The following is a 21,669-nucleotide window of genomic DNA, read 5'->3' on the forward strand; positions in this document are numbered from 1 at the left end:
AAGGGGGGCAGGGGGGATATAGAATGATGCTCAATTTCTCTACCTTACCAATTAAAACTATTTTCGCAATAATAAATAACTTCAATAAATCACCCCCCTTAAAAAGGGGGGCAGGGGGGATATAGAATGATGCTCAATTTCTCTACCTTACCAATTAAAACTATTTTCGCAATAATAAATAACTTCAATAAATCACCCCCCTTAAAAAGGGGGGCAGGGGGGATATAGAATGATGCTCAATTTCTCTACCTTACCAATTAAAACTATTTTCGCAATAATAAATAACTTCAATAAATCACCCCCCTTAAAAAGGGGGGCAGGGGGGATCTCTAATGATGAAACTCAATACCAGTGACTTTCATTTGACAATTGCCTGAAATTGTTCTATCGTAAAAATTACAACTATTTTATCAATAACAAACAGTAACCTTAAAAAATCACCCCCCTTTTTAAGGGGGGCAGGGGGGATCTATAATGACGAAACTCAATACCAGTGACTTTCATTTACCCTACGATCGCAACTTAGTAGCAAGAGCAAAAGAACTGCGAAAAAACATGACCGCAGCCGAAAAAAAGCTGTGGTATGGATACTTAAGAACGTTTAAATTTAGAATATTACGACAACGACCAATCGCTCATTTTATTGTTGATTTTTATTGTCCTCATCTCAAGCTGGTGATTGAAATTGATGGCGAAAGTCATTTTACTAAGGAGGGAAAAGATTCTGACAGCGAAAGAACTTCTATATTAAAAGGCTATGGGTTGAGGGTTATTCGCTTTACAAATCAACAGGTTTTGTTTGAGTTTGAGGGTGTTTGTCAAGTGATTAAGGGTTTGATCCCCCCTAGCCCCCCTTAAAAAGGGGGGAATGAAAAAAAAGGGAATTGTATTAGGAATGGTTTTCATCCCCCCTAGCCCCCCTTAAGAAGGGCGGAATGGAAAAAAAGGGGGAGACAATTCCCTGAAATTGTTCTATCTTAAAAATTACAACTATTTTCGCAATAATAAATAACTTCAAAAAATCACCCCCCTTTTTAAGGGGGGCAGGGGGGATCTATAATGATGTCAATTGTTCTATCTTAAAAATTACAACTATTTTCGCAAGAATAGAAACAGTAACTTCAATCAATCACCCCCCTTTTTAAGGCAGGGGGGATCTATAATGATGTCAATTGTTCTCTCTTAAAAATTACAACTATTTTCGCAATAACAAACAGTAACCTCAAAAAATCACCCCCCTTTTTAAGGGGGGCAGGGGGGATCTATAATAATGATAAATTGTTGTATTTTACAGGTTACAATTTCCTACGCGAGAAAATAATCGACCAAACCGATCAGCGTAAAATCTTCCCTCCCATAAACATTCCCGTAGGGGGAAATGTCCCTGGGGAACAAAAGAAATATTGCTCAGATTATTATAAGATAACCACTGTTTATTTTGTCTCCATCCTACTTTGTCGCCAAAATCTTCAAAGGCTTTTTGGTTGTATTTTCCTAACTTGTTTCCTGTATCCAGATAAATCTGTTTCTGAACAGTCAAGCCAAAACGTCCATCACTATATTTAATCCAAAGGTTGTTAATAATACCAAGGTCTTCGCAGGGTAATTTTTCAATCTCTGAAAAGTGCAAGTTGCGATTTATTCCAGCAGCCTCCCGCAGTCGTTTAGCCGTTTCTTCGTCCGCATATTCCCACTGTTTTTGACTCAACAAATATTCGAGTAAAGTATAATCTACTCCTTTAGCTGAAACTACTTTTATTAACTGTGTTGGGGGCGGTGGCGGTGGCGCTGCAATTACTTTTGTTAACGATGTTGGGGGTGGTGGAGGCGGAGGTATGCGAAGGATTTTGGAAGGTGCAGCTTGAGATGAAATTGCATTCACAATTTCCCCAACAGACTGATAGCGTTTTTTCATCGCCTGCTGTAACATCTTATCTAACACTTCGCCCAATTTTTGATTAATAGGATTGGTTAAATAATCTCGCCAAACCCATTCTCCCTCGCTCACATCGTACAATTGAAAGGGTTCAACTTGGGTTAACAGATGAATACAAGTCACCCCCAAACTGTAAATATCACTGCTAAAATTGGCTTTTCCTAAAGCTTGTTCTGGTGCCGCATATCCAGCAGAACCGATGGTTGTTCCGGTGACGGCTAAGGCGGTACGAGTCGCCAATTTCGCCGCTCCGAAATCGACTAAAAACAGTTGGTGATCTGAAGCTCGATAAATCAGGTTTTCCGGCTTTATATCCCGATGAATCACTTGATTTTGGTGAACAAAATATAAGACAGGAAGTAATTTTTTCAGCAGTTGTAAAATTTGAGTCTCGTTAAAGGTTCCCGACTCGTCTAACTCTTGTTGCAGGTTTTTCCCTTGAATATATTCTTGAACTAAATACTGACGTTTATCTTGGGTAAAATAGGCGTAAAGTTCTGGAATTTGCGGGTGTTTTCCCAACTCATCCAAACGAACTGCTTCCTGTTCAAAAAGTTGTTTGGCTTTCTCTACGGTTTCCGTTCCCTGTGCTTGCGGAAAAAACTGTTTGATCACACAAAAGGGTTTTGAGGGTTTGAACTCGTCTATCGCTTTGAAGGTGCGACCAAACCCGCCTTGACCGATAATTTCTACTGCTCGATAACGTTCGGCTAATAGTAATTTTACACCACAACGCTGACAAAATAGAGTGTTTGGCTGGTTATTAAACAAGCAGTCAGGATTCAAACATTGGCTCATCCCAGGCGACTCCAAGCAGTTCTATTTTCCTATTTTAGATCGGTTTTTGCTAGGAATTTTAACAAATTTTTTTGGTGTTTCAGAGTTGAATAATTTATGCTAATTTGTCAACCTCAGCTACAAGCGATCAAGTTTTTGGTGGCGACGGGTTAGATTTAGTTTTTGGGAATCAGTCTGAGGATACTCTCGATGGGGGTAATGATAATGATAGTCTATTTGGCGGTCAGGGAAATGATAGTCTAGCTGGAAATTTGGGTGATGATTGGTTGTTTGGAGATGGCGGGAATGATACTTTGTTTGGGGGAAATGGTAATGATAAATTTGTCTTCAAGCCCGGAGAGGGAACAGATATTATTATTAATTACAGTGCAGGTGATATAGCAGAAATCAGGAGACAGGAGACAGGAGACAGAATTGAAACCTTTATCATAAAAGGATTTGACAGAAAAACAGTGTCCTAATCAACTCTTTCTCTGCTATAGTATTGTTTTTGATGCTAGCGATGGAATTACTGCGGGTAGTGTAACGCTTGTGGATGGAACGGGTGCTAATAATGGTAGTTTGTTAATTAATTTGATTTCAACGGGTGAAACGCTGGCGATATTACAAACGACTTCGGTTGCAGAATTTAATAGTATTGGTTTAATTGAAGTTCTAGAAATCTAATTTATCTTAAAAACCTCTGCAAGAAACCGGGTTTTTGGAACTAATCTCTGTCTGAAAACCTGGTTTCTCAAAGATTAAAAACCCCTCCAAGAAACCGGGTTTTTGGAACTAATATTATGTCCGGTTGATTAATTCTGTTATGGGGTGGGGCGGGTTTATCTCAATCTCGGAGTAGTGCTAAAGATATTGTAGAACCCGCCCCTACAGAATCATTATTGATTAGTCGGACATGATATAATCTCTGTCTGAAAACCCGATGCGCGAGAAAGTTACCGGGTTTTTAGGGTGTATTTTTGGTGAGTAATTCTGCGAGTTCACAAAATCCATTTACTTCTTCAGTTGTGGTTACATAAGCGGGTTTATAATTGAGATATTCGGTATAGTGTAAAATATTGGCAACACCGACGGAATGCGGGAATTTGTCCGGGTTAAATAGGCTTTCATCGTTGGGACTATCCCCAACAGTTAAAATATTTTCGGTTGAGAGTTTCGGGAAATATTGTGATAAAACTTTCAGTAATCCAGTGGCTTTATCTTGGCTTTTGAGTTTAATATGACATTGAACGGTACTATAGGTAAAACCCCAGTCTTTTTCGTGACAAATCTCAGCTAAAATTTGCAGTTGAGATGAACTTAATCCTTCAACATCAAACGTCCAGTCGGTGAGGCGAAAGCGGTTATCTGTTGATTCTTTGAGATGGGGAAATTGGGATTTTAAACTGTTAAAAACTTCGGCTAATTGTTGGCGATGTTGACTAATTTCAGAAAGAGAAACCAACAATTCAGGAGAATCATTTTTACTCGAATAAAACAGTCCGCCATTTTCTGCGATCGCCCCGGAAACCGGAAGATAATTGTTTAACGCTTGTACCCATCCTGCTGATCGACCTGTAATTAAGATTAGCTCAATTCCGGCTTGAGTTAATGTTTCGATAGCCGAGATTAATTTTGGGGTAAATTTTCCTTGTTGGGTGAGGGTTCCATCGACATCACTAGCGATCAGACGGATTTTTTGAGCCTGTGTTTTGCCGATCGCCGTTTGAAAGGGTTCGAGAGTCATACCGTTAAGCGATAATATGCAGATGATCAGTCCTCGGTCAATTCTCCAGCTTCCCAAGGACTAATCACTCAATTGATGTGATGTGGGTCTATTCCACCATTCCGCCTGCGGCTTGAAAACGCGCTCTAGCTCGTTTCAGCGCATTTTTAGCTTTGATTTTGTCTTGGTCGCTACCAGTGGTTTCTACTTTTTCCAAGTTCGCTTTTGCTTCAGTATAAGCAGTCTGAGCTAGACTTTTATCAATGGATTGACCCCGTTCGGCTCCATTGACTAAAATAGTGACTTCATTTTCTTCAACTTCAGCGAATCCTCCAAGCAGGGCAATCGGAACCCATTCCGACTTAGAACGAACTCGCATCACTCCAATATCGAGAGCCGTCATCATGGGTGCGTGTCCAGTGAGGACACCGAGTTGACCTGTTGTGCTAGGAAGAATCACTTCATCAGCTTTATCGTCCCAAACGGTTTTATCTGGGGCAATTACACGCACGTTAAGTGTCATTTGTCAAGTCTAAATAGATAGGGGTTCGTTATGTTTCGGCAAGAAGAGACAGAGCAAGAAGAAACTGGAAATCAAGCGGTCATAATTCCATGCTGATTTCCGATTCCCATTTGCCCTTAACTCTTCTAGGATTTCATTTTTTCTGCTTTGGCCATCACTTGATCGATACCGCCAACCATGTAGAAAGCTTGTTCGGGCAAGTTATCTAGTTCGCCAGCGAGAATCATTTGGAAACCCTTGAGCGTATCTTTTAACTCTACATATTGACCAGGAGAACCTGTGAACACCTCAGCCACAAAGAAAGGTTGAGACAGGAACCGCTCAATTTTACGAGCGCGAGCCACAACCAGACGGTCTTCTTCTGACAATTCATCTAAACCCAGAATTGCGATAATATCTTGCAATTCTTTGTAGCGTTGCAGAGTTGCCTGTACAGCCCGTGCAGTTTGATAATGCTCCTCACCCACAATACTCGGTTGTAGCATTGTAGAAGTTGAGTCTAACGGATCAACCGCCGGATAAATCCCTTTAGAGGCTAATCCCCGAGACAGTACAGTGGTTGCATCCAAGTGAGCAAAGGTGGTTGCCGGTGCGGGGTCAGTCAAGTCATCTGCGGGAACGTAGACAGCCTGAACAGAAGTAATCGAACCTTCCTTCGTCGAGGTAATCCGCTCTTGCAGTTCACCCACGTCAGTCCCCAAAGTCGGCTGATAGCCCACAGCAGAAGGCATCCGACCCAGTAGAGCGGATACTTCAGAACCTGCTTGCACGAAGCGGAAGATATTATCGATAAACAGCAGCACGTCTTGTTTGCTGACATCACGGAAGTATTCAGCCATAGCCAGAGCAGACAGACCGACTCGCATTCTGGCTCCGGGCGGCTCGTTCATTTGACCGTAAACTAGGGCAATTTTGGATTTGCTGCGGTCTTCTTCGTTAATAACCCCTGATTCGATCATTTCTTGATAGAGGTCATTCCCTTCGCGGGTGCGTTCGCCCACGCCACCAAACACGGATACGCCACCGTGAGCCTTAGCGATGTTGTTGACCAATTCCATCATAATGACGGTTTTGCCAACGCCTGCGCCGCCGAATAAGCCAATTTTGCCGCCGCGACGGTAGGGTGCGAGGAGATCTAGCACTTTAATGCCAGTTTCAAAGACGGCTGGTTTGGTTTCCAGTTCAGTGAAAGCGGGTGCAGAGCGGTGAATCGAGGAGGTTGTATCCGCATTAACCGGGCCAAGGTTATCAACAGGTTGACCCAACACGTTAAAAATACGACCCAATGTTGCCGTACCGACAGGAACGCTAATCGGAGCGCCTGTATCTACAACTTCCATCCCCCGGACTAATCCATCGGTGGTACTCATCGCAACAGTACGGACTTGGTTATCACCAAGGAGCTGCTGGACTTCACAGGTAACAGAAACGTCCTGGCCGGCTTCGTTGCGGCCTGTAATTGTAAGAGCATTGTAGATTTCGGGCATTTCACCCGCCGGAAATTTCGCGTCTACAACGGGACCGATAATTTGGGTAATGTAACCTACGTTTGTTTTTTGTTCGGTGGAGACCATGATCAGCGCCTATTTCCTCAAGTAGCTCGTTCCGATTTCTCGGAAAGCTTAACATCTAGAATAATTACCATCTTTTAGAGTATCACTGATGGGAACATCAAGAGATTGTAGATTCAAGATTTTGCTGGGATTGCAGTGATCAAAGCATCCACCGCGTTTGTTAACGGGTTGACGCCTCGGGTTGGCTGGGGACTAGGGGATGGAATCGTAGGAGGTTGGAGGCGTTTGTTCGACGGCGGAGGGAAGATTTTTTACCCGTCGAATGGGTAAATTGGCAATTAAGGCTGTCGCCCGTTGATCGCTTTCTAAACCAAACTCAGAATCATCGGTGTCAATTTCGACATAGCGAGATAACACTTCTAAAATTTCTTTACGCATTGCTTCGACTAGCTCGGGAGTTAGATCAGCGCGATCATGAGCCAGAACAAATTTGAGGCGACGTTTGACATCATCGCGACTATTAGTACCGCGTGGAAAAAGCCGTTCCAGGAGTTCGTTGAGTTTCATCGGATTTTCGATTCGTGTGGGATCGATGGCGGGTTGGGACTAGAGGCGGCACTCAGAGGGTAGGGTGATGTCAGGCGAGCCGTGATCGGTGATCTTTCAGCTTTTAAGTTTTCCCTTTGAACTGGGTGTGATTAGAGGTGATCAACAACAACTCGACGTTGATCTCTAAAGCTGCCTCTACTAAAGAATTTTAGACGACAGCAGTCGGCGCAATCGAGTCAGGAATCCTTCTTGGCGGGGATTAAAATCGAGAAATTCAACTTTTTCTCCTTCTAGACGACGGCTAATATTGCTAAAGGCTTTCGCGGCTTGTGAGGGGGTTTCTGCCAGTACCAGAGGTTCTCCTTTGTTGGTGGAAACGATCACGCCTTCATCGTCAGGAACGACACCGACTAGGGGAATGGCGAGAATTTCTTCGACATCCTGGACAGACATCATTTCGTTCGACTGTACCATCAGGGGTCGAATCCGATTAATCAAGAGGCGAATGCGTTTGATATTATTGGCTTCTAGTAAACCAATCACCCGATCGGCATCTCGCACGGCTGAAATCTCGGGGGTGGTGACAATGATGGCTTCTTTGGCTGGGGAGATCGCATTTTGAAAGCCTTGTTCAATTCCAGCCGGACAGTCAATCAGAACGTAGTCATAGGATTTTTCTTCTAACATCCCGACTAATTGTTTCATCTGTTCGGGTGTAACTGCATCTTTCATGCGGTTTTGAGCGGCGGGTAACAGCACCAAATTCGGCTGTCGTTTATCTTTGACTAAGGCTTGTTCGAGACGACATTCTCCCGATAGCACTTCCAGAGCGGTGTAGACAATCCGATTTTCTAGACCTAACAGTAAGTCTAGATTTCTCAAGCCAAAATCTGCATCAATCACGGCCACTTGACGTCCTTTTTGTGCCAAAGCCATGCCAATGTTGGCTGTAGAGGTAGTTTTGCCCACCCCTCCCTTTCCAGAGGTAATAACAATAATGCGACTCATGCTCGTTTTTTGTGTTAGCCGTTAGGGATATAAGAATATAAGAATAATCCTGATGTGGGCAGTCTAGGTGATCAGGGTGATACTGAAGAAACTTCCCGGCTCAGATGTTTTGAGTGGATCATGCCTGAGAATGTCTGAAAATGCAAGAGCCAGAGGTTTGACTTTTGCCGATCGCTTCGGTTTTTCCAGTTGGGGAAAAATGTTGTTCTTATTGAGCGCCACGAACTTGCCAAAGCTTTACTTTAGCGTAATCCGAGGCTTTACTGATCCGAATCCCGGCAGATGCCATGTAAGCAATTTCGGGATAAAATTGGGCGGGGGGTTTTTCCGGGCCTCTTGCCATTTGAGTGGCGATCCGAATTAAACTGGGTTCCATTTGCAAGGCCATGATCATACTCTTGAGATTGCCACTGGCTCCGGCATGAACAGCACCCCGCAACCGTCCCCAAACCATAATATCTCCATCGGCGATTACTGTACTTCCGGGATTGACATCCCCGACTATGACAATTGTACCCGGATGTTTCACCTCCATGCCTGAACGCAGAGTCGTTTGCAAGTAAAGCGGATCAGCTTGGGGCGAAGCTTTGTCTGTCGGGGTTTGATTGAGTGTATTTCGATCACTGTCTTGATCAACGGAGTAACCTACTGTTGCTGCGGCGACTGCGGTTTGTCGGCGTGAGGTTTGAACTCGCTTCAGTTGCAGTTGTGCGTTGGTTAAGGCTTCTGCGATATCTTGCAGTTGACGCACGTCTAAAAGTCGATTTCCGGCGATCAGATGGACTTCGGTGTCGGGTTGCCAAGCGTGTTCACTGCCGTTTATTCTATGTTTGAGCTGTTGCCAGAGTTCTGTCCATTGGCTACTTGTGGGGAAATCACTCTCGTCTTTTTTATTAGAAATTTCCGAGGGTAAAATCAACAACAGTCGTCCATCGCTACTCTGAAACCGAACTTGCTGGCTGATCTCAACTTCAGGTTGTGCAGGTAGGTCTTCAGGTGTAACAGTCGTGGAGGAGGAGGTGTCAGATTGCATGATCATGCGTGATTATGTCTAGCACTGAGACGTTCAAAAGCCGATCACTCAACAGCGACATTTTCGGCTTGATTATTTTAACAGGAATTGGTCGTCCTCGGTCGTGATCGAGTCTTATGCCCTTAGATTTAACTGCTGATCACCTGAAGCGGATCGCCCTGTGTCTAGAGAGAGATTACAAAGTTTTGTAAATTTTTTGAAATCTACTCCACCATTTCTAGAAAATATTCCAAAAGTCAATTTCTTATGGAGTAAACTGCTTTTTAAACCGCTATCTTGCACGTTCTCTCCAGGTGCAGCTTGCAACTGTATCAGGAATTGCTTCAGCTTCAATTGGCAAATTGGCATAACTTGCCACAGTCACACCCTATATTGCATTTAAGTAGGCAGACTGTTCTGCGATTTTAGGCAAAATCTGTAAAAAATCAAGTTTGGTTTGATTTTCCAAGGATTTCAGCAGAAATCTGCATAAGCTCTCAAGTCTAAGACATACATTATGTTAGGAAGACCTGAAGCTGATTATCGGTGAGGGATTCCTCCAAAAAAATGAAGCCAAACTTCACTTTGGCCCCAAAATTACCTTTATTTTTCACCCTCAATCCTAAAATGGTTACTTCAGAAAGTCAAATCAACTCTGTGGATCTGATTCTTGATCCTGAACATCAAGGTGTTTCGGTCAACGATCCTTCCCCCACAATTTCTGTACTTTGGGATAAAGCCGCTCAACAAGCCGTTATCGAAACCAAAGTCGGCCCTACTATTGCGTCTCGTGCTTATAGTATCGTTCATACCGGGATGTTTGATGCTTGGGCTGCTTACGATGAAACAGCGATCGCCACTCAATTGGGAGATGAACTCCAACGTCCGGAAGCTGAAAACACCGATGCAAATAAAACAGAGGCGATGAGTTATTCCGCCTATCGGGTGTTAACTGAGTTATTCCCGGAGCAAGTCGAGATTTTTGATGGGTTAATGCTAGAACTCGGCTTTGACCCCAACAATACCACAACCGATACCACAACACCGGCCGGAATTGGCAATGTCACAGCAGAAGCTTTACTGGAATTTCGCCGTCAAGACGGTTCTAACCAACTCAATGACTACGCCAATACCACAGATTATAAACCCGTTAACACCCCCGAACAAGTTGTCGATCTAGAATCTTGGACACCGGAACATATTCCTGTCCATAACCCTGATGCTCGCCTGCAAGAGTTTTTAACACCGCATTGGGGTGAAGTTACTCCCTTTGGTTTAGACTCGGGTGATCAGTTGCGCCCTGAAGCACCGGAACCGTTTTTGTTAGTAGAAGGCGAGGTAGACTTAGAAGCGCGTACCATTACCCTAGCGGATGGGGCTGTTGTTAATATTAGCCGCGATCTTGTCGGAACGATTATTAACCCTGAATTTATCGCCCAAGCTGAAGAAGTTGTCGAAATCAGTGCTAATCTTACTGATGAACAAAAACTGATTGCTGAATTCTGGGAAAATGGCGGTGGAACGGCTTTCCCCCCTGGAACTTGGATGACTTTCGGACAATATACTTCCGCTCAAAATGATCATTCTATTGATCAAGATGCGAAGTTATTCTTCACGCTTGGAAATGCTGTTTTTGATGCAGGTGTCGCCACTTGGGAAACGAAGACTTTTTATAACTATACTCGCCCGGTACGTTTGGTGCGAGAATTGGGTGAATTGGGCTTAATTGGAGAGTTTAACGAAGAATTGGGCGGTTATGCTATTGAAGCTTGGGCAGGCCCAGAACAAGGCACTCAAACCATTTTAGCCACAGATTTCACCACTTATCAAACACCCGGTAGTGATGTCTCTCCACCCTTTGCTGAATATACTTCTGGACACAGTGCCTTTAGTGCGTCGGCCGCTACAATTTTAGAATTGGTAACGGGAAGTGATAGTTTTGGCGGTTCTATTACCTTTGAACCCGGTCAGTCTCGTTTTGAACCGGGCTTCACCCCGCAACAAGAATTGACTCTGGCTTGGGATACGTTTTCTGAGGCGGCTGACGAAGGGGGAATTTCTCGCCTCTATGGAGGAATTCACTTTGAAGATGGTGACTTAAATGGTCGGACGTTAGGACAGGGCGTGGCGACGGAGGTTTTTGAACAAGCTCAATTCTACATTGAGGGCGGACAAGAGCAAAATATTCTTTTTGGTAGCCGAGAAGGGGATGAACTCATTGGCACCAATGAAGATGAGAAATTATACGGTCGTTCGGGTAATGATACCATTGCGGGCGGTTTGGGCGACGATCAAATCTTTGGCGGTGATGGGGATGATGTTTTGCGGGGCGATCGCAACCAACGTTCTCCCGGTGGGGCTGTTGGTGGTAATGATACCATTTCTGGCGGTCTGGGTAACGATCGCATTGGCGGTAAAGGTGGAAATGACGCCCTTTATGGCGATGAAGGTGACGATCAAATTTGGGGCGATCATGGCGATGATTTACTCTCGGGCGGTTTAGGCAATGATACCGTTACGGGTGGTCAAGGTAATGATACTTTTGTTGTGGCAGTTGGTCAAGGAACAGATCTGATTGCTGACTTTAATATTGGTAAGGACTTGATCGGTTTGGCGAATGGTTTAGAATTCGGTCAGTTATCTTTCAATCTGAATGGTAACAGTACGCAGCTTGTTTTGGGTGATGAAACCTTAGCTATTTTGAATGGTTTCACTGGAAGTTTAACGGTTAATAATTTTGTTGCTGTTGTCTAATTATAGTGGGGGGCATTCTTTACAAGCCCCCAGTCACAAGCGCCTAAAGTTCAGGTTTATTCCTAAACTCCGAGTCAGTTTATCCCTAATCTTTAGTATAGGTTAAAAACTGAACCATAGGCTAGTGCCTTTTTTGGGTTTATTCCTGTACAATGATTTTACAGAGAATCAGCGCGAAAAGCCTAAACCCTTGGTTGTTTAACCTATAGCAGTTCGCACTGGTATATTGACAAATGCACGGAAAAATAATTGCCAAAAGCCTACTAACTATACCGAGCTTTTTCCTTCCTTTTGCCTCTTGCCTTTTGCCTCTTGCCTAGCGCGAAGCGCTATAGAAGTAGTCGGACTCAATTAAAATGTTCTCTGAGGTTAGGCAAAAGCTGATTTAGCAATAGACAAACGCGAACAGAAAAGGGTTTCAGGATTGTTCGGGTTTGCTTAACCATCGAGCCATTTATTGATGTCCTAATACTTCCAAATGTGACTGTTATCACCCTACAAGTCAACCGGATTGAGTTCTTGTTTAATCATTCATTCGCAAGCATTATGTTTACCTTAGATACTCCTTCACTCCCTCATGTTTTAGGAATTTTGGCGTTAATCAGCTATGTGATTACATTGTCGCCAACTATTCTGAGAATTGTCTTTCCTCAAACGCGACAAACCGGAATTCCTAAAATTCTCCTCAAACAACGACGTCTAATTGGAATTATATCGTTTGGGTTTGCCATCGCTCATGGGTATTTATTGGTTCGTCAACGTAGTATTGACTTGTTCGATTTAAAAACGTCTTGGATTTACATTCAAGGTGTTTTAACCTTCACGATTTTTGCCATTCTTGCGATTACTTCTAATGACTGGAGTGTGAAAAAGCTCAAGAAAAATTGGAAGAAAATTCATCAACTAACCTATTTTGCCATCTTTCTTTTGACTTGGCACGTTTGGGATAAAATGTCGGGTCATTGGACTTATATCACTCCCATTGCCATGATTTTAATGACGGGAACAACAGTGTTATTCTTGGTGCGGATGTGGATGGAAAATCAAGGAAAAAACAAACCCAAAAAGCCTATTAATCAAAAGGCTATTCCCCAAAATTCTTGATTTGATTTACCCAGCAGCTAAAACTTGACTGAATCTTATTAGTTTCCCTTCTCTAAACTTCGTTTTGCTGTTCATTACTACTCACATTTACCACAGAGAAAATTACTATGATGCAGTCGCAACAACACCACTGGAAATATCCGACACTATTGACTCTTTCTACGATTACAATTGTTCTGGGTTTGAGTTGGCCGAAGCCTCAGTTTAAACCTTCTGTTTTTAGTGAACTCCAGACTCAAGAAGCCATACGTTTACCCGCTTCTCAAACACTCATCGGACATTCTACTTGGGTTTATGCAGTCACTATTTCTCCCAATAATCAATACCTTGCTAGTGCAAGTTATGACGGTACAATTAAAATTTGGAACCTGAAAACCGATCAACTTCTTCATAGCTTTTCAGGTCATACAGATGCGATTGAAACATTAACCATTAGTCCCGATAGCAAGATTCTTGTTAGTGGAGGTTGGGATAATCGGATCAGAGTTTGGAACCTAGAAACAGGTGAACTCATTCAGACTCTAAAAGGTCATGGAGAAGATGTCAAAAGTTTAGCGATTAGTTCCGATGGAAAATGGTTAGCAAGTGGAAGTGTAGACCAAACCATTAAACTGTGGAATTTGTCAACTGGAAAAGAACATTTTTCACTCAAAACTTCAAATTGGGTTCGTTCAATTGTCTTTAGTCCTGACAATCAAACTTTAGTGAGTGGGAGTGAAAATGGATCGGTTCAAATTTGGTCATTAACGGATGGAAAACTCTTAGATACTCTAACTGCACATTCTCAAGCGGTTTGGTCTGTTGTATTGAGTCCTGATGGTCAAACGTTAGCCACTGCAAGTACCGACAAAACGATTAAATTATGGCAACTGAATACCCGACAATTAAAACATACTCTTAAGGGACATTCTAGAGCGGTTTTGTCGTTAGCTTTTAGTCGAGATGGTAAAATTTTAGCCAGTAGTAGTTATGACAAAACGATTCGACTTTGGAACCAGAAAACAGGTGAAGAAATTGATCACTGGGAAGGTCATAAAAAGCCGATTTGGTCGGTTGTATTTAGTCCCGATAGTAAAATTTTAGCGAGTGGAAGTAGTGACGAAACGGTGAAGTTGTGGAAGATTTCTTCATTGGAAAAATTCCAACCCCGCCAGAGTACCCTATCGGCTGAGGTGAGTTCACAACCCCAACTGACTGCATCGGAAATTACAAACTCTAAGACGTTAGTAGAGTTAAATCAAATGTTGTACGAGGCGATTCATCAAAATTGGCAGTCTATAACGTTTAATGAAACTCTAGTTTATCGCGTCAAAGTCACTGCTGATGGAAGACTCATCTCTTATCAACCGATGAATGCTGCTGCTTCTGATTGGGTCACAGAAACGCCTTTAGAAAGCTTACGTCACAGGGGTATTTTACCGCAAGATTTGATTGAATTTGAAGTGGTGATGAAGCCTTCTGGGGTCTTAGAAGTTGCTCCGATTCAGGGATGGGATTAATCTTTCTTAAAGATTATTTCCTGAGAAGTGTATAACTTCTGCTGAAACCCCTATCTAGCCTGAACTTCTATTTTTTCGGGCTGGATCGGGCTATTGATCCTCAAATTCTAATGCGATAAAATCGAAAAAGCTCAAATGGAATCATCAACTTAATACAGCGATTATGACGATTTATTTTTATAGTAGTCAAGAGGAACGTTACGGCTGTTTTTCTAATTTTTCATATCACGGTTTTGTACTAGATGAATTGTGGTGGCCGACAAATGAACATTATTTTCAAGCCCAAAAGTTTGTTTCTACAGATCCAGATTGGTTTGAAAAAATTCGCACTGTTGAAACGCCTTCAAAATCAGCTAGAATGGGACGTAGCCGTGAACATCCTCTACGTTCAGACTGGGAAGAAGTCAAAGATGAAATTATGCAGAAAGTTGTCTTGTGTAAGTTTAAAACGCATGGGGATATTCGTGAAATTCTCCTATCAACAGGTGATGAATTAATTATCGACAATTCTCCTGTTGATTATTATTGGGGTTGTGGTAAAGATGGCAGTGGAAAGAATAAACTCGGTGAGATTTTAATGGCGGTTCGGGAAATTTTACGTCAGTCTTAACGAATTGTTGTTGTTTTTACCCAAAAGGCGCATGATTGACATTTTTTGAGTAGGAAACTCACCACCAAGACACCAAGACACAAAGATTTCTCTGTGTTGAACGGGGTTAGTGAGGAAGCTGTCCTAACTTCCCCTCGTCATGCTATGATCTCTAAAAAATAGTCAAAAAAATGCTGTCAGCATCCGGCTAACAGCATAACTTTGATCACTATTTTTAAGTTGTTCTAACTGGGAATCTGGTTTGAGAATGGGTTGTGAAATATCTCTATTGTTGTCATAAAAGATAACAAAGAAGCAGCAGATCTCAGGTTAAAAAAAAATTTTTTCCGCAAATTTTCTTCCCATGTTACTGTTCTTTGTTGGTAGTCTTCGCGATCTGAAGGATAAATTGGGGGAACACGAACATGAAGCGATCGCGCTAATAGCAACCAGCGTTCATCTGCTGTCACATAACCAATTTCTACTAGATAATCGCGATCGCTCATCTGTACGGGAATATGCCACTCACGAGCGAGTTCATCGCACTGATAAAACTCTACACTATGAGGGTTTTGAGTATTGAGATCAATCTCTGTCACGTCACAAACCCGGAAAGCAAGTTGTTTTCCCCCTTGTTGGCGCAATTTTTCTCGATCTTCATTGGGAATATCCCAATACACATAAATCCAATTTGGATCAATGGGTAACAAAACAATTTTTGTTTCGCCATAACCTCCCGGTAAACTCGGCAACCCTTGATCAACTGCTGCTAGTTGTTCGCTTGTTTCTGACTGTCCTAAATTAAATTTAGTTGCTGCAATATTTGATTGAGTCCGTTCCTCTGAGAAGGGTTCTTCAATCATTTGATTCGCCGCTTGGGAAGTCTCCTCAACTGAGGTTACAGCTTTTGAAGTTTGTTCTAACTGAGGGGTTTCTACTGCTGATTTCTCAATTTTGTTAACTGACTCACTGGGTTTTACTGTTGGAAAGGTTGGATTTTGTTGCTTTGCAACTTGAACTGTTTCGCTTAAGGTAATCTTGTCTTCTGATACTGGAGTTTCAACGGAGATAGACGGCGGTTCAATCAGCGTTGCTTCTTCTGTTGAAATCGCTTCTAAATCTGATTGAATTTGGGGGGGTTCAACATCAGCAATAGTCTCTGTTTGTTCTGCGTTTGTTTCGGGTTGCTGTTCATCAGTTGTTTCTGAGGGTTCGTCTTCATCAGAAACCTCGGTTTGATCAGTGGGTTCTGGGGGTTCTTCAGGCCAGGGAAAATCCCAAGGAAAATGAATATAAGTTGAACGAATTAACTTTAACCAACGTCCTTCTTCTGTAACGTAGCCAATTTCAACGATATAATCGCGTTCCTTCATCGGAACAGGAATGTACAACTCTTTGGCTGACTCCTCACATTCATACTCTCGTAAGCTGTGAGGCTTTTGAACATCCATATCGATAAAGGTGACATCATACAGACGCAGTGCAAACTGTTGTCCTCCTTTTTGGCGGAGTTGCTGTCTATCTTCACTAACCACATTCCAATAAGCATGGACGTTTTCTGGATCATGCAGTTCGAGAACTATCCAGCTTTCGTGATCAAATCGAGAAGATTCTTCTTCTGAAGCCACTTCAACGGAATCACTCGTCTCGGCGACACTTGAAGCAACTTCTAAATGTTTGGGTTGCTCTGATAAATCGCCAACTGTCTCTATCTCTGGCTGAGATGTTTCTGTCTGTTGTTGAGGAATATCAGCTTTTAAACTGATTGTATCTTTTGTTGTCAGGTTGATCTGTTGTTCGTCATCTAAGGCTGAATCTGAACTTTCGTTAATTCCTGGAAAAGCCATTCCTGCTGTTGCTCCACCAATGAGCGTCGAACGATCTGCTGTTGAGTCTAGGGTATCAGAAGTTGTTGCACTGATGTTGTCGTTTTCTGGGTTTATTTTTTCCGGTTCTACAGGTTGATCGATCACGGTGTCTGTTGCGGTTTGTATTTCACCCGCTTCTTGAGATAGGCTCGTCCTGTCTAGAACGTCTTCTATAATACTGGCAACCAGGGCTTCTGTTAACGCCACATCTTGGACTTCTGTTGAACCCTGAGTCGGTATTTCTTCGTCATCAGAAAGGTTGATGATCAGATCTTGATCTGAGGCTTCTTCTTCTTGAGATTGAACCTTGATTTCTTCCGACAAGTTTACAGTCTCCGCGATCGCAGAAGTATCTTTGAGTTGTTCAGAGGTTCTCAATTCGATTTCTATTTCAGGTTCCTGGGTTTCGGCGGTGACTTCTTCTGTCTTTGAATCTGATAATATTGTTTGTTGTACTTTTGGGGTTAGTTGTCGTTGCTCGTCTTCATCAATAACAGATTCTGTTGCTCCTGAATCAATTGCGTCTAGTTCTCGTTGTTGTGAGCTAATCAGTTGAGAGTTTTCATCTCTTCCATTTCTATGAGCTATCGATTCATCTTCCTCTTGGTCTGACAAACTTGTTTCTTCTAACCAGTAATCTTCCGAAATTTCCTCGTTTACATTGACTGTTTCTTCCTCAGTTTCTGCCTCTGAAACCCTTGTTGATTCTAATGAATAATCTTCTGAAATTATCGGCTCATTTTCCGTTTCTTCCTGAGTTTCTGCCTCTGAAACCCTTGTTGCTTCTATCGAATAATCTTCTGAAATTATCGGCTCATTTTCCGTTTCTTCCTGAGTTTCTGCCTCTGAAACCCTTGTTGATTCTATCGAATAATCTTCCGAAATTATCGGCTCATTTTCTGTTTCTTCCTGAGTTTCTGCCTCTGAAACCCTTGTTGATTCTATCGAATAATCTTCCGAAATTATCGGCGCATTTTCTGTTTCTTCCTGAGTTTCTGCCTCTGACACCCTTGTTGATTCTAACGAATAATCTTCCGAAATCACTTCATCTATTACTTCTGTTGAGTCAGTCACTTGAACAATTTCTTCCCTCGTCTCAACATCAGAAATTATTGATTCTTCGTTTGAATAGTCTTCTGATATCTCCTGAGTAATGTTTTCTGTCTCATTTATAAATAATGCTTCGGAGTCAGTCAGTTGAACTGTTTCTTCTCTTCTGGTATTATGAGCAATCGGCTGTTCTATCTCGTTTTCTGAGACAACTGTCGGTTCTAAGGAAGAAGATTCATCTGAAAGCGTTTCATCTGGAGAGTTTGGCGTCAATATTTCTGAAGTTGGCTGTGTCGAAATTTCTTCCTCAATAGAACCCACTTGAGTCACTAAAGCTGGAGTCGTTGGGACTGTTGTAGAATCAGAAGTTATTGAAGTCTTATCTTCAGGTTCTGGAGTCACAGCTAAACTGCGATCGTTTTCGCTCTGAGGTTGAGATTTTGAGGAACGATCTCTGAGTCTCCAAGCTGAAAATAAACCCAACAGAATTAAAATAGGAACTAATCCCCACAACAAAACCGGCACCTCTGAAACCTGAGAGTTTGCTGGATCTTGATCAATTTGAGGTGATGTCTCTGTTGTTGGGGTTGGCTGCTGGGAAATAATCTGTGTAGATGTAGTGTTGCTTTCCGAGATGATTAGAGTTTGGATCTCTGGACTCATCGCTATTGTTTCGATAGCGATCGCAGAACTTGCAGTCAGTTGTTGTCTAATCGCCGTGAAAAGAACTGTTGTCTCTACTGGCGGAACTGGAGTTGAAGGAAGAAACCCTAAGAAAGCTTGCGGAGTCAAAGCGAGGGTTTGATCGGATAACTCAGCAAAGCCAGGAAGCCGGGAGAATGGAAATTGTAAAATCTCCTCAGCGTTTAGTTTCAGGGTGGGATGGATAACCGCCATTGGGTCTAAGCCGTCAAGCTGCACTGTTTTTCTGTGAGAAACGGTTTTGGGTGGGAGTAATGACGTGAAAGAATCTGAGTGGTTTTTGGTTTTAGGAAAGATTTTTCTAGAATCTTAACTAAGACGCTACATGATTATACACCCCAATCCGTAAATTGGGGTGCTGAGTTGATAACTTTTATTTAGATTCGCTGTGCAGACTCGCTGCGGTGAGCCTGTTGTTGGTGAGTCTCGGGTCTGAAGTCCTTTTAATATTTCTTAAACAATTCAAGAACCCTCACTAACACAAGTGAACACGAGCGAAGATTCCATCGTGTAAATCCCTAAACTTCAAGAAACATCTCGCTAATGAATTTTAGTAGAGTTTTACAACTTTTATTCTGATGCTTCTTCGCTAGAACTTGGAGAAGACTGGTATAAACTATCGAGTTGATTACGAGCTTCTTGTATGGATAAAGATCGCATCACCAGCAAAGGTTCTTTCACGACATGACCTGACTCATCTAAAAGTTCAGGATGAGGAACGCCTTGCAGCCAGCCGGAGGAGCTACTACCATAGGAATTTTTAGACATGGGGGAACGCTGAGAGTCCATACCAACAACAATCAAACTGTGAATTAAATTACGCACAGCCAAAAAAGCGAGGATTGTAAAAGCTAGGATGTAAATCAGGTGTAACATCGTGTTCTCCTTTGAAGTTATGAGTTTGCACAGAGCAGTAACAAAAATTTTTTAAAATGAATAATCATCAGTAAATCAGAACAGTCTTTCCAGTCGTCAACTTCCATCAGCACTACATAGATTTTGACATACTCTTACTCGCAGATAGCGGAGTGGAGTGATCACATCTATTTTACAGAGCAAGCGATAAGACTATTAAATGGGTCACAGTTGCTCACTGAGGGCGACACTTACTCAGTTTTTTGTCCAAGATCACCAATCTGACGACTTTTTACCGCCTATTCCTAATTTTCTACACCTTTGGACTGTTCTAAGCGAAAGCGAGTGCTAACCTGCCAGCATTCTGTTAGAAGTTGATGCCAGGGCATCAATACGCTCATTTCAACACCGACTTGACTATTTGTGGCTTGAAACAGGGCTTTAGCCGTCGTCACTTCCTTTTGAGCTTGCTTCACCCGCTCCAGCAAATCGATTTGCTGTTTCTGACTCAGAAAGGGTATGTCTTCTGTTTCAAACAGGTGACGCGATCGCTCAAACCAATACTGGAAGTCTTCTAACAGGGGTTGCAATATGGTTTTTAGGAGTTCTGGTTCGGGCAGATTGGGACTGAGCATGGATCATTATTCTGCGACTTACTAACACCCTATCTTAACACTCTTTAAGTTTTGTAACATTACTTTTAAGAAATCTTTCAGAATAGGGGGAATAGGGGACAGGTGACTGGTAGGGGGAATTCATCAATTTCCCCTACAACTGTCACTGTACAGTTAACTGACTTGAAACCCTTATAACTACGTGACTCACCTTTTACTCAGACCACAACAAGTTGAGGAATTGAGTAAAAAATGAGTAACACTCCTAACGTCGGTGGAGACGGTGTTTACGAGGGGTATGAGGCACGGTTAAAGCTCACAGAGGAGCTTAAGAAATTATGCGATAAGGTCAAGGGTCGTATGCCCAAGGGTATTAGTTTCAAGTTACCAAAAGAGGTAAGGTCTGAGAAATATCGAAGGTCGAATCAGCAGATAGTTGACATCCTCCCCGTCGTAAACAACGGGGATTCCCAGCAGAAGACTATTGCAAAATATCAAATATTGATAATTGAACAGGATTCTCTAGGTGGGTTGACGTTTCACGGGCTGCTGCTTCAATGACCGAAGTCTTATGCCTGCCTCCACATCCGTTTAAAATCTCCGAGTGTCCCCCGGCGACCAAAATATTGACGGCAGCATTACCGTCTCTGTCGTGAACTGTACCACAGTTCAAACAAGTCCATTCCCGAATAGAAAGATCTAATTTACCACCTTTAAAGCCGCAGCACGAACATTTTTGAGTTGTCGGTTCCCACCGACTTATTACTCGAAATTCTCGGCCATACTTTTCGGCTTTACCTTCAAGAAGAGTTCTAAACTGTCTCCACCCTAAATCACTAATTGCTTTGGAAAGTTTACGATTTTTGACCATTCCTGACACATTCAAATCTTCCAGAACAATCACTTGGTTTTCGATGATTATTCGGGTTGATAACTTGTGCAGAAAGTCTTTGCGGGTGTCCTTCATTCGGGCGTAGAGTTTAGCTTTTCTAACCCTCGCTCGTTCGTATCGCTTAGAACCCTTCTGTTTTCGAGAAAGATTGCGGTTAAGTTTTCGCAGTCTTTTTATCCGTTTTTTTAGGGGTTTAGGAGCATCTATTTTCTCTCCTGAACTCAGAACAGCAAACATTTTAATGCCCAAGTCTATTCCTATACTATTGGGAGACTTGGGCATTAATTGTTGATTAACCTCAATAACAAAGCTGAGTAAATAACGGTTTGCGGCATCTTTAATGACTGTAACTGAACTTGGTGAACTGGGTAGAGGTCTTGACCAAATTATCTTGAAATTTCCAATTTTGGCTAAAGATATTTTGTCTCCATCCAGTTTAAAGCCACCAACTCGAAACCTGGCTGACTGCTTGGCGTTTCGTTTCTTCAACTTAGGCAGTCTAACTTTTCTCCCAAGTCGCGTTCCCTTACACGACTTAAAAAAGTTTTGATAAGCCTGTTCTAGATCGTTCAAGGATTGTTGTAAAGGGATATTAGAAACTTCTGATAACCATTCCCGTTCTGCCGTTTTCTTCGCTTGGGTAATAAACTGCTTTTGGAGTTGAGCATTACTAGGCTTTTTTTGCCCAGTTTTGTAC

General features: G+C 42.4%; 18 protein-coding genes. 7 read left to right on the forward strand and 11 right to left on the reverse strand.

The genetic code is table 11. The features are described from left to right. Positions 1-474: 474 nt before the first annotated feature. Positions 475-858, forward strand: a complete 384-nt coding sequence (locus WN50_RS20200) for an endonuclease domain-containing protein (RefSeq protein WP_046281489.1) — start codon at positions 475-477, stop codon at positions 856-858. Positions 859-1,288: 430 nt separating this feature from the next. Here WN50_RS20200 and WN50_RS20205 read toward each other — a convergent pair whose 3' ends face one another. Further along, positions 1,289-2,734 carry a serine/threonine-protein kinase gene (locus tag WN50_RS20205; protein ID WP_049560471.1) on the reverse strand — a complete coding sequence of 482 codons (1,446 nt, stop codon included), beginning with the start codon at positions 2,732-2,734 and terminating at the stop codon, positions 1,289-1,291. A 104-nt stretch (positions 2,735-2,838) separates the two neighbouring features. On the opposite strand from WN50_RS20205, the gene WN50_RS20210 reads away from it, so the two are divergent. Next, positions 2,839-3,195: a calcium-binding protein gene (locus tag WN50_RS20210; protein ID WP_053221561.1), complete on the forward strand. Its 357-nt coding sequence runs from the start codon at positions 2,839-2,841 to the stop codon at positions 3,193-3,195. Beyond that, positions 3,173-3,400, forward strand: a complete 228-nt coding sequence (locus WN50_RS20215; protein ID WP_046282143.1) for a hypothetical protein — start codon at positions 3,173-3,175, stop codon at positions 3,398-3,400. The genes WN50_RS20210 and WN50_RS20215 overlap by 23 nt, the downstream gene beginning before the upstream one ends. A 280-nt stretch (positions 3,401-3,680) precedes the next feature. On the opposite strand, the gene WN50_RS20220 is transcribed toward WN50_RS20215, so the two are convergent. The 6 genes from WN50_RS20220 to minC form a co-directional block, all read right to left on the reverse strand. Then, on the reverse strand, positions 3,681-4,460 hold the full coding sequence (locus tag WN50_RS20220) for an HAD-IIB family hydrolase (protein WP_046280419.1): 780 nt from the start codon (positions 4,458-4,460) through the stop codon (positions 3,681-3,683). Between the two features lie 88 nt (positions 4,461-4,548). Further along, positions 4,549-4,962 carry an ATP synthase F1 subunit epsilon gene (gene atpC, locus WN50_RS20225; protein ID WP_046280420.1) on the reverse strand — a complete coding sequence of 138 codons (414 nt, stop codon included), beginning with the start codon at positions 4,960-4,962 and terminating at the stop codon, positions 4,549-4,551. A 125-nt stretch (positions 4,963-5,087) separates the two neighbouring features. Then, positions 5,088-6,536, reverse strand: coding sequence for a F0F1 ATP synthase subunit beta (gene atpD, locus WN50_RS20230; RefSeq protein ID WP_046280421.1), 1,449 nt, complete (start codon positions 6,534-6,536; stop codon positions 5,088-5,090). A 192-nt stretch (positions 6,537-6,728) separates the two neighbouring features. Further along, positions 6,729-7,043: a cell division topological specificity factor MinE gene (minE, locus tag WN50_RS20235; protein WP_046280422.1), complete on the reverse strand. Its 315-nt coding sequence runs from the start codon at positions 7,041-7,043 to the stop codon at positions 6,729-6,731. Between the two features lie 180 nt (positions 7,044-7,223). Beyond that, entirely contained in the window at positions 7,224-8,033 is an 810-nt protein-coding gene (minD, locus tag WN50_RS20240; RefSeq protein WP_046280423.1) for a septum site-determining protein MinD, read from the reverse strand. 208 nt (positions 8,034-8,241) lie between these two features. Beyond that, positions 8,242-9,066, reverse strand: a complete 825-nt coding sequence (gene minC / locus WN50_RS20245) for a septum site-determining protein MinC (protein ID WP_046280424.1) — start codon at positions 9,064-9,066, stop codon at positions 8,242-8,244. 606 nt (positions 9,067-9,672) lie between these two features. Between minC and WN50_RS20255 the strand changes: the two genes are divergently transcribed. The 4 genes from WN50_RS20255 (at position 9,673) to WN50_RS20270 (ending at position 15,012) form a co-directional block, all read left to right on the forward strand. Continuing rightward, positions 9,673-11,799 carry a DUF6851 domain-containing protein gene (locus tag WN50_RS20255; protein ID WP_046280432.1) on the forward strand — a complete coding sequence of 709 codons (2,127 nt, stop codon included), beginning with the start codon at positions 9,673-9,675 and terminating at the stop codon, positions 11,797-11,799. A 546-nt stretch (positions 11,800-12,345) separates the two neighbouring features. Further along, positions 12,346-12,903 carry a ferric reductase-like transmembrane domain-containing protein gene (locus WN50_RS20260; protein ID WP_046280426.1) on the forward strand — a complete coding sequence of 186 codons (558 nt, stop codon included), beginning with the start codon at positions 12,346-12,348 and terminating at the stop codon, positions 12,901-12,903. Positions 12,904-13,010: 107 nt separating this feature from the next. Further along, positions 13,011-14,402 (forward strand): WD40 repeat domain-containing protein, encoded by a 1,392-nt coding sequence (locus WN50_RS20265; protein WP_200906325.1) that lies wholly within the window; start codon positions 13,011-13,013, stop codon positions 14,400-14,402. 163 nt (positions 14,403-14,565) lie between these two features. Then, on the forward strand, positions 14,566-15,012 hold the full coding sequence (locus WN50_RS20270) for a riboflavin biosynthesis intermediates N-glycosidase (RefSeq protein ID WP_046280428.1): 447 nt from the start codon (positions 14,566-14,568) through the stop codon (positions 15,010-15,012). 224 nt (positions 15,013-15,236) lie between these two features. Here WN50_RS20270 and WN50_RS31075 read toward each other — a convergent pair whose 3' ends face one another. The 4 genes from WN50_RS31075 to WN50_RS20290 form a co-directional block, all read right to left on the reverse strand. Further along, complete coding sequence (locus tag WN50_RS31075) at positions 15,237-18,830, reverse strand: DUF4912 domain-containing protein (protein WP_152964879.1); 3,594 nt, start codon at positions 18,828-18,830, stop codon at positions 15,237-15,239. Between the two features lie 351 nt (positions 18,831-19,181). Continuing rightward, positions 19,182-19,487 carry a DUF2973 domain-containing protein gene (locus WN50_RS20280; RefSeq protein WP_046280429.1) on the reverse strand — a complete coding sequence of 102 codons (306 nt, stop codon included), beginning with the start codon at positions 19,485-19,487 and terminating at the stop codon, positions 19,182-19,184. A 284-nt stretch (positions 19,488-19,771) separates the two neighbouring features. Then, positions 19,772-20,101 (reverse strand): DUF2605 domain-containing protein, encoded by a 330-nt coding sequence (locus WN50_RS20285; protein WP_046280430.1) that lies wholly within the window; start codon positions 20,099-20,101, stop codon positions 19,772-19,774. Between the two features lie 460 nt (positions 20,102-20,561). Beyond that, the coding region (locus WN50_RS20290; RefSeq protein ID WP_049560477.1) for an RNA-guided endonuclease InsQ/TnpB family protein at positions 20,562-21,669 on the reverse strand (1,108 nt) is incomplete at its 5' end.

The organism is Limnoraphis robusta CS-951 (genome assembly GCF_000972705.2).

Excerpts from the sequence above, each read along its gene's own strand:
- WN50_RS20200 (WP_046281489.1), top strand. The coding sequence starts at position 475 with ATGACGAAACTCAATACCAGTGACTTTCATTTACCCTACGATCGCAAC.
- WN50_RS20205 (WP_049560471.1), bottom strand. The coding sequence starts at position 2,734 with ATGAGCCAATGTTTGAATCCTGACTGCTTGTTTAATAACCAGCCAAAC.
- WN50_RS20220 (WP_046280419.1), bottom strand. The coding sequence starts at position 4,460 with ATGACTCTCGAACCCTTTCAAACGGCGATCGGCAAAACACAGGCTCAA.
- atpC (WP_046280420.1), bottom strand. The coding sequence starts at position 4,962 with ATGACACTTAACGTGCGTGTAATTGCCCCAGATAAAACCGTTTGGGAC.
- atpD (WP_046280421.1), bottom strand. The coding sequence starts at position 6,536 with ATGGTCTCCACCGAACAAAAAACAAACGTAGGTTACATTACCCAAATT.
- minE (WP_046280422.1), bottom strand. The coding sequence starts at position 7,043 with ATGAAACTCAACGAACTCCTGGAACGGCTTTTTCCACGCGGTACTAAT.
- minD (WP_046280423.1), bottom strand. The coding sequence starts at position 8,033 with ATGAGTCGCATTATTGTTATTACCTCTGGAAAGGGAGGGGTGGGCAAA.
- minC (WP_046280424.1), bottom strand. The coding sequence starts at position 9,066 with ATGCAATCTGACACCTCCTCCTCCACGACTGTTACACCTGAAGACCTA.
- WN50_RS20255 (WP_046280432.1), top strand. The coding sequence starts at position 9,673 with ATGGTTACTTCAGAAAGTCAAATCAACTCTGTGGATCTGATTCTTGAT.
- WN50_RS20260 (WP_046280426.1), top strand. The coding sequence starts at position 12,346 with ATGTTTACCTTAGATACTCCTTCACTCCCTCATGTTTTAGGAATTTTG.
- WN50_RS20265 (WP_200906325.1), top strand. The coding sequence starts at position 13,011 with ATGATGCAGTCGCAACAACACCACTGGAAATATCCGACACTATTGACT.
- WN50_RS20270 (WP_046280428.1), top strand. The coding sequence starts at position 14,566 with ATGACGATTTATTTTTATAGTAGTCAAGAGGAACGTTACGGCTGTTTT.
- WN50_RS20280 (WP_046280429.1), bottom strand. The coding sequence starts at position 19,487 with ATGTTACACCTGATTTACATCCTAGCTTTTACAATCCTCGCTTTTTTG.
- WN50_RS20285 (WP_046280430.1), bottom strand. The coding sequence starts at position 20,101 with ATGCTCAGTCCCAATCTGCCCGAACCAGAACTCCTAAAAACCATATTG.